The sequence below is a fragment of the Priestia megaterium genome, from assembly GCF_046599315.1.
Classification (GTDB): Bacteria; Bacillota; Bacilli; order Bacillales; family Bacillaceae_H; genus Priestia; species Priestia megaterium_F.
The window spans coordinates 430,349-444,324 of the sequence record NZ_JBKIKC010000002.1; the positions used below are offsets into that span (position 1 = coordinate 430,349).

Annotated in this window: 13 protein-coding genes; all 13 read right to left on the reverse strand. The window is 38.5% G+C overall.

All coding sequences use genetic code 11. The features are described 5' to 3' along the window. Positions 1-85: 85 nt before the first annotated feature. Entirely contained in the window at positions 86-1,378 is a 1,293-nt protein-coding gene (gene asnS, locus ACLHDF_RS09550; RefSeq protein ID WP_413918627.1) for an asparagine--tRNA ligase, read from the reverse strand. Positions 1,379-1,533: 155 nt separating this feature from the next. Next, positions 1,534-2,718 (reverse strand): pyridoxal phosphate-dependent aminotransferase, encoded by a 1,185-nt coding sequence (locus tag ACLHDF_RS09555; RefSeq protein ID WP_413918628.1) that lies wholly within the window; start codon positions 2,716-2,718, stop codon positions 1,534-1,536. Between the two features lie 133 nt (positions 2,719-2,851). Then, on the reverse strand, positions 2,852-3,340 hold the full coding sequence (locus tag ACLHDF_RS09560; protein ID WP_413918629.1) for a DUF5590 domain-containing protein: 489 nt from the start codon (positions 3,338-3,340) through the stop codon (positions 2,852-2,854). A gap of 11 nt (positions 3,341-3,351) precedes the next feature. Further along, positions 3,352-3,522, reverse strand: a complete 171-nt coding sequence (locus tag ACLHDF_RS09565; protein WP_413918630.1) for a YpmA family protein — start codon at positions 3,520-3,522, stop codon at positions 3,352-3,354. A 188-nt stretch (positions 3,523-3,710) separates the two neighbouring features. Beyond that, positions 3,711-4,508, reverse strand: coding sequence for a hydrolase (locus tag ACLHDF_RS09570; protein WP_413918631.1), 798 nt, complete (start codon positions 4,506-4,508; stop codon positions 3,711-3,713). 87 nt (positions 4,509-4,595) lie between these two features. Next, on the reverse strand, positions 4,596-7,397 hold the full coding sequence (dinG, locus tag ACLHDF_RS09575; RefSeq protein WP_413918632.1) for an ATP-dependent DNA helicase DinG: 2,802 nt from the start codon (positions 7,395-7,397) through the stop codon (positions 4,596-4,598). A 202-nt stretch (positions 7,398-7,599) separates the two neighbouring features. Next, on the reverse strand, positions 7,600-7,983 hold the full coding sequence (panD, locus tag ACLHDF_RS09580; protein ID WP_413918633.1) for an aspartate 1-decarboxylase: 384 nt from the start codon (positions 7,981-7,983) through the stop codon (positions 7,600-7,602). After that, positions 7,984-8,841, reverse strand: coding sequence for a pantoate--beta-alanine ligase (gene panC / locus ACLHDF_RS09585; protein ID WP_413918634.1), 858 nt, complete (start codon positions 8,839-8,841; stop codon positions 7,984-7,986). It abuts the gene before it with no gap. Position 8,842: 1 nt separating this feature from the next. After that, entirely contained in the window at positions 8,843-9,676 is an 834-nt protein-coding gene (gene panB, locus ACLHDF_RS09590) for a 3-methyl-2-oxobutanoate hydroxymethyltransferase (protein WP_413918635.1), read from the reverse strand. A gap of 272 nt (positions 9,677-9,948) precedes the next feature. Continuing rightward, positions 9,949-10,938 carry a biotin--[acetyl-CoA-carboxylase] ligase gene (locus ACLHDF_RS09595; RefSeq protein WP_413918636.1) on the reverse strand — a complete coding sequence of 330 codons (990 nt, stop codon included), beginning with the start codon at positions 10,936-10,938 and terminating at the stop codon, positions 9,949-9,951. Then, positions 10,923-12,116 (reverse strand): CCA tRNA nucleotidyltransferase, encoded by a 1,194-nt coding sequence (locus ACLHDF_RS09600; protein WP_413918637.1) that lies wholly within the window; start codon positions 12,114-12,116, stop codon positions 10,923-10,925. Before ACLHDF_RS09600 ends, ACLHDF_RS09595 begins: the two co-directional genes overlap by 16 nt. Positions 12,117-12,131: 15 nt before the next feature. Then, complete coding sequence (gene bshA / locus ACLHDF_RS09605; RefSeq protein ID WP_413918638.1) at positions 12,132-13,259, reverse strand: N-acetyl-alpha-D-glucosaminyl L-malate synthase BshA; 1,128 nt, start codon at positions 13,257-13,259, stop codon at positions 12,132-12,134. Continuing rightward, the gene (gene bshB1 / locus ACLHDF_RS09610; RefSeq protein WP_413918639.1) at positions 13,260-13,970 is read right to left on the reverse strand and encodes a bacillithiol biosynthesis deacetylase BshB1; all 711 of its coding nucleotides are present in this window, start codon (positions 13,968-13,970) and stop codon (positions 13,260-13,262) included. It lies immediately after the preceding gene. Positions 13,971-13,976: the final 6 nt, after the last annotated feature.

Consider the following 13,976-nt stretch of genomic DNA (forward strand, 5'->3'; position numbering starts at 1 on the left):
TCGTTTTTCTTTTCTTTGTATGATTCATCAAAAAAGCTAAAAAAAGTATCCTGACTACAGGAGTCAGAATACTTTTTTCACTTCCTTACGGGTATAAACGGTTTAATAAGCGTGGGAATGGAATGGTTTCACGAACGTGTTCTACGCCGCTAATCCATGCTACTGTACGCTCAAGACCTAAACCAAATCCTGAATGTGGAACTGAGCCATACTTACGAAGCTCTAAATACCACTTGTACGTTTCTGTATCTAATTTGTGCTCTTCTACACGCTGAGCTAAAAGCTCTTGATCATGAATACGTTCAGAGCCTCCAATGATTTCTCCGTAACCTTCTGGGGCGATTAAGTCTGCACATAATACTACGTCTCCATTTGTTGGATCGGGCTGCATATAAAACGGTTTTAATGACGTTGGATAGTGTGTAATGAATACCGGCTTGTCATAGCTTTCTGCGATAGCTGTTTCATGCGGTGCTCCAAAGTCATCTCCCCACTGAATGTCTGTAAATCCTTTTTCATGTAAGAACTTAAGAGCCTCATCGTATGAAATACGAGGGAATGGCGCTTTAATTTGTTCTAATTTAGATGTATCACGGCCTAGTACATTTAACTCTAACTTACAGTTTGCTAAAACAGACTGTACGATATGAGACACGTACTCTTCCTGTACTTTCAAATTATCTTCGAATTGGTAGAAAGCCATCTCTGGTTCAATCATCCAAAACTCAATTAAATGGCGGCGTGTTTTAGATTTTTCAGCGCGGAATGTCGGACCGAATGAAAATACCTTTCCAAGTGCCATTGCTGCTGCTTCCATATAAAGCTGTCCACTTTGAGAAAGGTAGGCATCTTCGTCAAAATATTTCGTGTGGAATAATTCTGTTGTTCCTTCTGGAGCACTTCCAGTTAAGATTGGAGGATCTACTTTTGTAAACCCGTTTTCGTTGAAGAATTCGTACGTTGCGCGAATAATTTCGTTACGAACCTTCATAACAGCATGTTGACGTTTAGAACGCAGCCATAAATGACGGTTGTCCATTAAGAACTCTGTTCCATGTTCTTTTGGCGTAATTGGATAATCAACAGCTTCATGAATAACTTCAAGGCTTGTAACTGTTAACTCATAGCCAAACGGTGAACGCTCATCTTCACGTACCACACCTGTTACATATAGTGATGATTCTTGCGTGATAGATTTAGCTAATTTAAAAGTTTCTTCTTCTACTTCAGCCTTTACAACTACCCCTTGCATAAATCCTGATCCATCGCGCAGCTGTAAAAAAGCAATTTTACCACTTGAACGTTTATTCGCTAACCAAGCACCAATTGTTACTTCTTTTCCTACATGCTTGCTTGCTTCTGAAATCGTAATTTTCACGATTAATATCCCTCCAAAAAACTTACATTTCGTAATTATGTATGCCATCCTATTATACATTTCGACAAACATAATAACAAGTAACAAACAAAAAGAGCCTTTTAACACATGTAATTTGCGCTAAAGAGCTCTTTTGTTTCTACGTAGATTCCTTTTTATTTCATATGACGAGTCATAAATGAATGAATGCGTTCCAATGCCTTTTCTAGTAGATCTAATGATGTAGCATAAGAAAGACGTACATTTTCAGGTGAACCAAATCCTGATCCAGGTACTAGTGCTACCTTCTCTTCTTCTAAAATAGCTTCTACCCAAGCATCAACTGTATCAAAACCAGTTAACTTTGCAGCTTCTATCGCATTAGGGAACAAATAGAAAGCACCTTGTGGCTTTAAGCATGAGAACCCTGGAATGTTAATCAGCTTTTCATGAATCACGTTTAGACGCTCTTCAAAAGCTTGTCGCATCATTTCCACCGGCTCCTGAGTGCCATTATAAGCAGCAATTGTTGCATATTGAGCAATGGATGTTGGATTTGACGTGCTGTGACTCGCCAAGTTTGTCATCGCTTTAATAATTGTCGCATCACCAGCAGCATATCCAATGCGCCAGCCCGTCATGGAATGTGACTTAGAAACACCGTTGATGATAATTGTTTTTTCTTTTAACGCTGGTGAAAGCTGTGCAATCGATACATGTTCATTTTGACCATAAACAAGCTTTTCGTAAATTTCATCTGATACGATAAAAATATTATGCTTCAAGCAAACTTCTCCTAAAGCTTGAAGCTCTTCTCTCGTGTAAATCATACCTGTTGGGTTGCTTGGTGAATTGATAATAACAGCTTTGGTTTTAGCAGTAATAGCCGCTTCTAATTGTTCAGGTGTGATTTTAAATTCGTTATTTTCAGAACCTTCAACGAATACTGGTGTACCTTCTGCTAACTTTACTTGCTCAGGATAACTTACCCAGTAAGGAGTTGGGATAATTACTTCGTCACCTTCGTCTAATAGAACTTGAAATAACGTATACAGTGCGTGCTTAGCACCTGTACAAACAATAATTTCAGAAGGTGAATACGTCAGGCCTTGGTCGCGTTTGAATTTTTCAATTACCGCTTCTTTTAATGGTGCAAGGCCGCCTGCTGGCGTATATTTTGTCTGACCATCATTCATTGCTGTGACAGCCGCTTCTAAAATGTGCTGCGGCGTATTAAAATCAGGTTCTCCTGCTCCAAGTCCAATCACATCATGACCAGCCGCTTTCAATTCTTTCGCTTTCGCTGTAATCGCTAATGTTGATGATGGCGTTAATGCTGATACACGTTTTGCTAACTTCACTAAAATCTCCCCCTATGAACTAAAGCTATAATCAGCCCGCGGGCTGATTATAGATAAAAAATTGGCTTCATTTTCATAAAGCGCTGAAATCTTATATTATGACACATATGGTATTTCATATGGTATAAACGATTTATGATTGAGATAAGCTGTACCGTTTTATAAATTCACCGTTTGAGAAATCAAGATAATAGTATGTTAAATGTTTCTTATCTTTATCCACATACGTTACTTCCCACAGCGGCTTTTTATTTTCAATGCCTAGACGAACCGACTTAATTTCCTGCGGGTTTTTATCATTTTTGACAATAGAAATGGCTTTCTCTTTTGTGATCCCACTGCTTGCTTTCTTTAAAACAGCTGTTTGTTTTTTACTTTTAGGCATCCAAGCAATTACCTTTTGATTGCTTCGATTTGTTCCTTCTACTACATAAAATGCATGATTGCCGAAATATGGCTGGGTACTTGCGACAGATTTCAAATTAAATTCTTTTTTTGCTTGTGCTGCTGCTTTTTCCTCAGCGGACTGAACATCTTTCACAGATGAATGATAAATACCAAAAGAAATGCCCCCGATAATTAAAAGCACAATAGCTACCGCTACAATAATTAACTTTTTCATAAAATCCCTACTTATGTACGATAAATTGTGAATACAGCTTTGTTTTGATCTTCTTCATCTAACGCCAATCCGAACATCAAATCCTGCTTTTTTAACGTGCGATTCAAACTATCAACAATTTTATATAAATCCGAGGAATTTTCCACGCGGACAGTTGATAATACTTCAATCCTACTTTCCATTGTAAACCTCCTAGCTCGTCTATCCTGACGTAAAAATGACGATACTCGTATTATAACAGGTATCGAAAACCATCGTCATCTTTTTCACTAATAAATCCAGCTTGTACGTTTTGCGTAAAAACCGAATAAATAAGTAAACATATATAATATTATAAGGAATTCACCTCTTTTTGCAAAAGAAAATTTGCTTATTTTGCAGAAAATTTCATCACATCATAGGATTTTACTGACATTTTAATAGAATAAGCGCTGCCTTCTTTTACGTCATATAATTCAATCCATTCAGATGTTAAATTTGAAAGTAGTCGAGGGGAATAGGAACGGCCTGGCTTAGTAAATGCAACGGCAATCTGTGTGTCTAATTGCTTCAAAAATGTATTCGAAAAAAATGCTCCCTCTCCAAAATTAGGAATTTTCAATACATCTACATGTGTAAGAGGAATCCGTAAAAACTTTTCTTCTACTTCATCTGAGCTGCTCATTGCATATAAAATTCGATGTTCTCCGATCGTAAATAATAGATCCATATCTGCTGTTTTTTGCTTCGATGTATGCAACACATCAACGTGTATATTATCTGTTAACTGAAATAAATCATTTTCTTTCCACTGCTCTGCTTGAAATCCCGCCTGGTACTGATCCGGGACACTAATACGCTCTATATCATAATCATTCACCAGCCGTTGAACATTACAGTCATAGTACTTTTGCTTTTTCGTAATCATTAATTGATTTATTTTTTTTACTTTATATCGCTTCAGCCATTTCTTTAGCTCGGAATAGGAAGATGCATTCCCGGTATTCACTAAAATTGTCTCACCGCTTCCGTCTTGAATCAGACTAGCTTCTCCATCTGAAAGAGGCAAAAAGGTAATAACTACTTCATCAGCTTGCAAACCAAAATCTACGTTTTTAATGACGGCTGCTGAAACCGAACAGGTCATAAAACTAAAAAATAGTACCGCACTTATCCATATTTTAATCATACACTGCCCTCATTTACGTATCATAGTATACTACTATCGTCTCTCAAGTGAAGAGACAGTATGCACAAAAAAGACTTAAGCGTATGCTCAAGTCTTTTCATTCCACCATTCTTTGTAGTCCAGTAAGATATTCGAAAACGTTTTTTGAACAACCTGTACTTTTGGAAGTGAGTGGAGGAAATGGTATCCATACGCTGTTCGCGTAATACGATTATCAAAAACAAATACAGCTCCTCGGTCACTTTTTGAACGGATCAACCGTCCAAATCCTTGTTTAAAACGGATAACTGCCTGAGGAAGTGAATAGTTCATAAAAGGACTTTTCCCTTCTGTTTTCATTTGCTCAAATTTAGCTGTCAACAGAGGTTGATTTGGAGATGAAAAAGGGAGCCTGACAATTACGAGACACGATAATAAATCTCCTGGTAGATCAATTCCTTCCCACAGGCTGTTTGTACCTAAAAGAATAGAATGCTCAAACTGACTAAAGTCTTTTAACAGTCTATTACGATTTCTAGTTGTGACTCCTTGACCTAGCAGTACAAATTCTTCAAGATCGTTTAATTCTTTTAAATAACCATATGTAGCTTTCAACATGTCATATGAAGTAAAAAGGGCCAGCATACGACCATTTGTTACTTTGGCTACGTCAAGAATACTTTCTGCCATCATAGCGCTATACTCATATAACGATACTTCGTTAACAGCGGGCATATCTTGAGGAATGTAGACTCTAGCTTGCTTCTCATAATCAAACTCAGAAGGGAGAATGAGTTGAGCAGGCTGAAAATCATATAATCCTAACTCTTGAATTAGATAGTCAAATGTTCCATTCACCGTCAATGTAGCCGATGTTAAAATAACGCTTTGTTTCTTGGCAAAAAATTCATCAGCAAGCGTTTCGGCAATGGAAGTAGGCTGACTATAGATATACGTAGCATTTGCTGCTCCTTTTGGTTCAATTTCAAACCACGTTACATGATTACGCTGCTGTTTGAACAGAAGCTTTTCTATTTGCTGAGATATGTGCTCAAACCCTTTAACGGCCGCTTGAAATTCATGAAGAGATGACTGTTCGTTTTTTGTGACTTTGTCATATAGTTCGTCAAAGAAATGTCGTGCCTCATCATTCCATGTAAGAAGATCATGAATTAAAAAACGAATGCGCGATGCTGCTTCTTGAATGGCGGTCCAGTAGTGCCCGTGCTCTTTTTCCACTTTATATCGATAGCTACTTCTTCCAATCTCGCCCTGCTGATTTCCCGTTCTTTTATGGACAAAAGAATGAATTAAACGAAATAAGTCATCGCACTCAGAATGAAGCTGCATAAACAGCTTTTGAAGAAGCTTAGTGTTAAGCTCGATGCCATACTTTACAAGCGTATGGTGAACTTTTTTTAACAGACCTTTATCTTGAATCGTTCCGATTCGATTTAATAGCGCATGAACGGAAAAATAATCCAAACGCTCTCCCAGTTCTTCTCCAGCAACGTCTTCTAAGTGATGAGCTTCGTCAATAATAATCTGATCATAATCAGGTAGCAGCTCATGGTTACTCATCACGTCCATCAACAGCAAGCGGTGATTCGTCACCACTATATGAGCATTTTGTGCTCTGTTCTGGGCTCGTTCATAAAAAGAATAAAGTTTCCAAGGATGCTTAAAGTCACTTGGAGACGGATTGCTTTCATTTAGCTGTTCCCAAAAAAGTTTTCCGCCAGAAGGTAAATTTATTTCATCGCTGTCGCCCGTTTCGGTTTCCGTTAGCCAAATAAGCAGCTTCGCTTTTGTAAGGATGGCATCGTAATTATTATTGCGCTCTTTTAAAAGCTGAATAAATTTTCTTATACTAATGTAGTGTTCTCTTCCTTTTAAAACGGCTGCTGTAACAGGAAACGGAACAATTTTTTCAAGAATAGGCACATCTTTTTCGATGATTTGCTGCTGAAGCGTTACCGTATTAGTTGAAATAATGACTGGGTGATGATGAGCAGCAGCATAGAACACGGCAGGCACTAGATAAGCGTAGGTTTTACCAATACCGGTTCCGGCTTCAATTAAGGCATGCTCATTACCCATAAAGCATTCTTGTACAAAGTTCATCATATCCCACTGTCCTTTTCGTTCTTCAAAAAAGGGCAACGCTTGATGAAACAGCTTTTGCTTTTCAGTTCCAAATGTTTCGTAAGTATGAGAGTGCTGCCTTTCATTAGCTGAGTACGGCTGATATTTTTTTAATGCAATGCCATGTATAAATTCATATGAATCATCCTCCGCATAGCTTTTATCATCTATAACTTGTTGAATCAGTTCTCCAATTTCACTTTTAAAGTGCAGGCTTAGCGCGTACAGCTGCTTTAAGGTTGTTAAAGGGAGCTTCTTTAATTTTTCAATTAGCAAAAGTAAAATACGAGCTGTTACTTCTGCATCACTATCTGCTTGATGAGGGTTTTCATGTTCAATATGTAAATACTCAGCTAATTGGCTAAGTTTATACCCATCAACTGTAGGTAGCAGAATCCGGGCAAGTTCGACGGTGTCTACCGTTGAATTATAAAGCGTCTCCATCCCACACTGATAGAGTTCTTCTTGTAAAAAAGTTAAATCAAATGCCACATTATGTGCAACAAAATAAGCATCATCTAGCAATTCTATAATTTCAGGTGAAATTTCTTCAAATAAAGGCGCATCTGTCACCATATGATTTTGAATGTTAGTTAGTTGTGTAATAAAAGGCGGAATATCCATACCGGGATTTAAGAAACTAGAAAAACGTTCAACAATTTGGCCGTCCTCTACTACGACAGCAGCAAATTGAATCATTTTATCTCCTTGTTTTGGAGAATGTCCCGTCGTTTCAAGATCTACCACAACAAAGCGTTTATTCACGGTCAACACCTCGCAAGTCTGTCTTTTTATAGTATAAAGTGAAAGCCAGCTCTATATGCTTTAAAAGCGCAACTCCTTCTCGTAAAAAACAGAGAGGCCTTCATACATAGAAGTTTTACTTTAGTGTGTATAGAGGTTTATACCGTTCACTTACTAGCATATGTATTCAAATAAAAATCCCCCTCATAAAGGGGGACTGTTCTTATAGAATTGTACCAGCTGGTTCTTGTTTAAGCAATTGTTGGATCTTATTCTGCTCATTCATAATCGCTACGGTTGGATGATGATGAGCTACTTCTTCATTTGCTACGAGCGCATAAGAAATAATGATAACGATATCTCCAGGCTGTACGAGTCTTGCAGCAGCTCCATTTAAACAAACGACTCCACTACCACGTTCACCCGGAATAACATACGTCTCCAAGCGAGCTCCGTTATTATTATTTACAATTTGCACTTTTTCGTTTGCCGTAATTCCTACTGCGTCGATGATATCTTCATCAATTGTGATGCTGCCAACGTAATTTAAGTTAGCTTCGGTTACATGAGCTCTGTGTATTTTAGCATTCATCATCGTGCGAAACATTTAGTTATCCCCCTGTACATCTACAATTACATTATCAATTAAACGAGCTTTAGAAAATTGAACAGCTAGAGCAATAATAATTTTTCCGGCGGCTTGCTTAATCGTTTTTAACTCTGGATACGTATAAACATCGATATAATCCACTTTACCGCTTGTATGTTGCTCAATTTCCTTTCGAATGGTCTGTTTAATGATTTCTACATGCTTCTCTCCGCTTTCAAGAAGCTGTAGAGCGCTTTGTAAACTTTCAAATAAAACAGGCGCCTCTTTTCTTTCTTTATCTGTTAAATACACGTTACGAGAACTTTTAGCTAATCCATCTGCTTCTCGCACCGTATCTACTGCTCTAAGCTCTACTGGAAAATTAAAGTCTTCAATTAAGCCATCTACTACAGCCACTTGCTGTGCATCTTTTTTACCAAAGTATGCACGATCCGGTGTTACAATGTGAAAAAGCTTTGTTAGTACAGTGGCTACGCCGTCAAAATGACCGGGTCGCTTCTGTCCACACAGTACGTCTACTCGATCTGTCACTGTTATGGCAACTGAACGGCTTGACTTATACATTTCCTCTACCGATGGATAAAATAAATAGTCGACATTAGCTTCTTTTGCCACCCGCTCATCTCGTTCAAAATCTCTTGGATACGTATCAAAATCTTCATTTGGACCAAATTGAGTGGGGTTCACAAAAATACTTAGCGCCACCACTTCATTTTCTGTGCGGGCTGCTTGAAGCAGAGTAGCATGACCTTCATGTAAATAGCCCATCGTCGGGACAAATCCAATTGAGCGTCCAAGCTGTTTTTCTTTTTTCATTTCCTGCTGCATGTCTTTAATTGTTGTAATGACTTTCATCTTATTTCCCTCCGTACAGTGCCGTTAACTGCTCTTCTTTCATTGAAAAAGTATGTGCTTCTTTCGGGAACTCTCTTTTTTTCACTTCACTTACATACTGAGAAAGCCCCTGTAAAATAGGCTCATTTATTTTCGCAAATGACTGAACAAATTTTGGCACACGCTCTACGCCGTACGTTAATACATCGTGGTACACAAGCACTTGACCATCCGTGTCAGCTCCTGCTCCAATTCCGATTGTCGGAATGCTTAAACGTTCAGCTACTTGTTTTGCTACTTGTTTAGGAACACATTCTAATACAACAGCAATAGCTCCCGCCTGCTCACACTTAATGGCATCTTGGATTAGCTGTTTGGCTTCTTTTGCTTCTCTTCCCTGCACTTTATAACCACCCAATACACCGACAGACTGAGGCGTTAAGCCGAGATGTGCAACAACCGGAATACCAGCTTGCGTCAATTCTGAAATTGTATAAAGCACATCATTTGCACCTTCTACTTTTAAGGCATGTGCTCCGCTTTCCTGCATAATACGAGCAGCATTTTTCATCGTGTCTTCTTTCGATACATGATAGGACATAAATGGCATGTCAGTAACGATAAATGTATCAGCAGCCCCTCTTTTGACCGCTTTTGTATGATGAATCATATCATCTACTGTTACAGGAATCGTAGAATCATATCCTAAAACGACCATCCCTAGAGAATCACCTACTAAAATCATGTCTACGCCTGCTTCTTCAGCGTACTTAGCCGACGGATAATCGTACGCTGTCAGCATCACAATTGGTTCATTGTTCTGTTTCATACGTAAAAAATCTAATTTTGTTTTCACTAACTTTCTCCTCCTTCTCAGAGGAGATGAGCGCACGTCTGCACGCAAAAAGTCCTTCTACCTATAAAAGGAAGAAGGACTTTGACAGACTTCATCTATAAAAAGCACACTTTCCCTAATGTGCTTACCTACGCGTCATCCCTCTGTCCTAGTCCTTAATGGATCAAGGCAGATTTATTGTCGTATTAAAAATAAACAAACGAGTATCAAGTGAAGTTCTTGCGATACTACCTTGATACTCGTATTATAATAAAAGTTGCTTTACTTTTCTACTATTTTTTAGCAGAGAGCTCAATATCTGCAGAATGAATGCGATGTATAACCCCTTCATCATCTTCAATCAATAAAACACCTTCATCTGTTATGCCTTTTGCAAAACCTTCAATGTTAGCCGTCATAGTGCGTGCTATAATTCGCTTGCCAATGCTAATCGCATACGTTTCCCACAGAACTTTAATTAAACCAAACCCATTTTTTAAGTATTCTTCATAAAGGGTTTCTAACTTTAAGAAAAACGCTTGCATCAAAGCGGCACGATTAATTTCTTCACCTTTTTCAATACGTAAGGATGTGGCAATTTGTTTTATTTGTTCATTAAAATCCATTTCCTGCTGATTCACATTGATGCCGATTCCAATAATAACCGAATGAATGCGGTCAAAGTCCGCCTGCATTTCTGTTAAAATCCCAACTAACTTCTTTCCATTTAATAAAACATCATTAGGCCATTTAATGTCTGGAGAAAGGTTCGTCACTTCTTGAATCGCCTGTACGACAGCCACTGCTGATAGTAAAGTTAGCTGAGGAGCCTGCTGCGGAGGAATAGAAGGACGCAGTATAATACTCATCCATGCGCCAGTATATTTTGGGGAATACCATGCTCTATCAAGTCTTCCTCTCCCTGCCGTTTGCTCTTCAGCAACTACGACCGTTCCTTCTTTAGCTCCTTCTTGAGCCATTCGATGAGCAATTTTTTGAGTAGAATGCACGCTTTCCTCATAATGAATATACTGACCGATGTTTGTTGTTTGAAGCCCTAATAAAAGCTCATTGCTGCTTACTTTGTTCGGCTTTCCAACAATCCGATAGCCTTTTTTACGAACAGCTTCAAGTTCGTATCCGTCTTTTCGAAGCTCTTCGATATGCTTCCATACAGCTGTTCTTGAACAGCCTAATAAATCGCTGATCTTTTGACCAGACACGTAGCCTCCATCCGCGTTCGTAAACATTTCAAGCAGCGTTCTTCTTATATCTGACTGCAAGACTGCACCCACTTTCTTATTGAAGATTTCGTATTTACTAACTCATTGTACAGAACTTTTTCCTCAATTTCTTTTAACAGTTGAGACACCCACGGTCCGCCCTTTTTACCTGTCCATACTAAAAGGTCTTGACCATTCATATCTAAGTCTTTTAAAGAATGAATAGGCAGCTCGTTATAAATGTAAAGAAGTTCATGTTCATTCATATACTCATTGCTTCGAAGAAGTTGTAGAATACGATTCACGCTCACGCTGGCCTGCTCCCCAATTGTATACATGATGCGTTTTGACCATCCATTTTCTAAAACGTCTCGAAGACCAATGGACTGAAGCTGAATCTCTTTAATTTGCTTATTAGATAATTTCCAGCTTTTAAAAAATGCCTGCTTGTCTTGAATATCAAGTAGATGTACCAGCAGCGTCCAAGACTCCGACACTCGCTGAAGCATCATCCAATCGTGTGCACAAACAGATCGAAATTTTTGCGGATCTACATTTAATTGAGGCAAATAGCGATACAGCTCCGTATCCGCTACAAGAGCTAATGCTAAAGAAGGTCGTTTTCCACTCAGCATTTTTTCAAATTCAATTGTAATTCGTTCTATCGAGACATGCCTCAGCAGTTCACCGTATTGCTGAATAGCTCTTTTAGTTTGATCAGACAGCGAAAACGCCAGCTGGCTTACAAAGCGGACAGCTCTCATCATGCGAAGAGCATCTTCATGAAATCGTTCCTTTGCATTTCCAACAGTACGAATCAACTGATTTCGTAAGTCTTCTCGTCCATTAAATGGGTCGATGATTTCTCCTTTTGCGTTCATAGCCATTGCATTGATTGTAAAATCGCGGCGCTGCAAATCTTCCATTAAAGACGAAATAAACGTAACGGAAGATGGGCGACGAAAATCATCATATTCCCCTTCAGAGCGAAAAGTAGTTACCTCATACGTCTCATTCTCATGAACAACAACAACTGTGCCATGCTCGATTCCTACATGAATCGTCCTAGGAAAGAGTTCCATCACTTGTTCAGGCCTAGCTGACGTAGCGATATCAATATCGCCAATGGTCCGATTTAAAATAAGATCGCGGACCGCCCCTCCGACAAAATACGCTTCGTAACCGGCTGTCTCCAGTTTTTCAATAATATAAAGCGGATGAATGAACGGTTCTTTCATAACTTCCTCCATTCTTCAACCTTGTACCAATTTATAATAAAGTTTTTCATATTGACTCACAATCTCTGTTGAATGAAATTTATGATTAACTGCGTGTAGGGATGCTTCCCTCATTTGTTGATGCAGCTGTTCATTTTCAAGTAGTTGAATCGCTTTGTTCGCTGCTTCTTCAACATCGCCCACTTCGCAAATATACCCTGTTTTCTCGTGTTCGATTACCTCTGGAATTCCACCTACATTCGTTCCAATGCATGGAACACCACAAGCCATGGCTTCTAAGAGTACAAGTCCAAAGCTTTCTTTTTCAGATAATAACAGTTTCAAATCGCTGATTGAATATAATTCTGCCACATTTTCTTGTTTCCCAAGAAATAATACAGAATCTTGAAGATTAAGCTCCTTTACTAATTGAGACACAACCGTCATTTCAGGGCCATCTCCTACAAGCAGCAGTTTAGATGAAAGCTTTTTATGAATAAGAGCAAACGTTTTGACTACGTCTGTAACGCGTTTGACGTGACGAAAGTTTGAAATATGAATAACAACTTTTTCATTTTCTAATATGCCATATTCCGCTTTTAAATACTGAACTTCTTTTTTATGATAAACTCGTTCATCAATAAAATTATACATCGTTTCAATTTCTTTATCTGGACTAATTAAATGGTGAGTTTGATTAACAAGTGAGTGAGATACGGCCGTCACTGCATCAGATTTCTCGATTCCAAATTTAATTAAGTCTTTTAATGATGGATCTTCACCTAGAACCGTAATGTCTGTCCCATGAAGAGTTGTGACAATTTTCACTTCGTGCTCTACCATTTGTTTCGCCAAAATCCCGCAAACGGCATGTGGGATTGCATAGTGCGTATGAATAATATCAAGCTTTTCTCTTTTAGCCACTTCAGCCATTTTACTGGATAAAGCGAGATCATACGGAGGATATTTAAAGACAGAGTATTGATTTACATCTACTTCGTGAAAATAAATATTTGGATATACTTTCGTCAATCTAAAAGGCATGCTAGAGGAAATAAAATGAATTTCGTGCCCCTTTTCAGCCAGCAGCTTTCCTAGCTCCGTTGCTACCACTCCTGAACCGCCAACGGAAGGATAACATGTAATACCAATTTTTAACTTCATTTATTTTACACCTACTAAATCATCGTACATCAAAATCGGTTTTTTAGATAAAAAACCTTCACCGTATGCTACCCCGACTTCTTTGCCGAACAAGCGTTCTCTGCTCTCTACCGTTTCTATATATCCGTTTACTAAAGGCGTATCAAATGTATCTGCTGTTTTTACAAATTGACTTTCATAAGCCTGTAGACTAGCTACTTTCTTTTGAAACGTGCTTGATACATCTACGATAAAATCTGGCTTATGGAATCCATTTATCATATAGAAATAAAGAGACTCCGCACGATGAGCCTTTTGCCTCTTACCGTCGATATAATTTTTAACTCCAGCTGAAAATATAGCTTCTTCTACAAGCTTTGCACAATTTCCATGATCAGGATGACGATCTTCGAAATACGGAGCAAATATAATCCTTGGTTGATACGCGCGAATGACTGATGCAATTTCAGATATATACTCTGGCTTTAGAAACAAACCTCTGTCTGGTAAATGCAGATGAATTCGCTCATGAACACCTAAGACATCCGCTGCTTTGGACGCTTCTTGCTTTCGGATTTCAACTGTTCCATTTGAAGAAAGTTCAGCTTGCGTCAAATCGCAAATAACTACCTTCAAACCTTGTTCACTCATTCTTGCAATGGTTCCACCCATGCCGATTTCTACATCATCGGCATGAGCACCAAAGGCAAGGATATCTATTGTTTCTTTCATTATCTT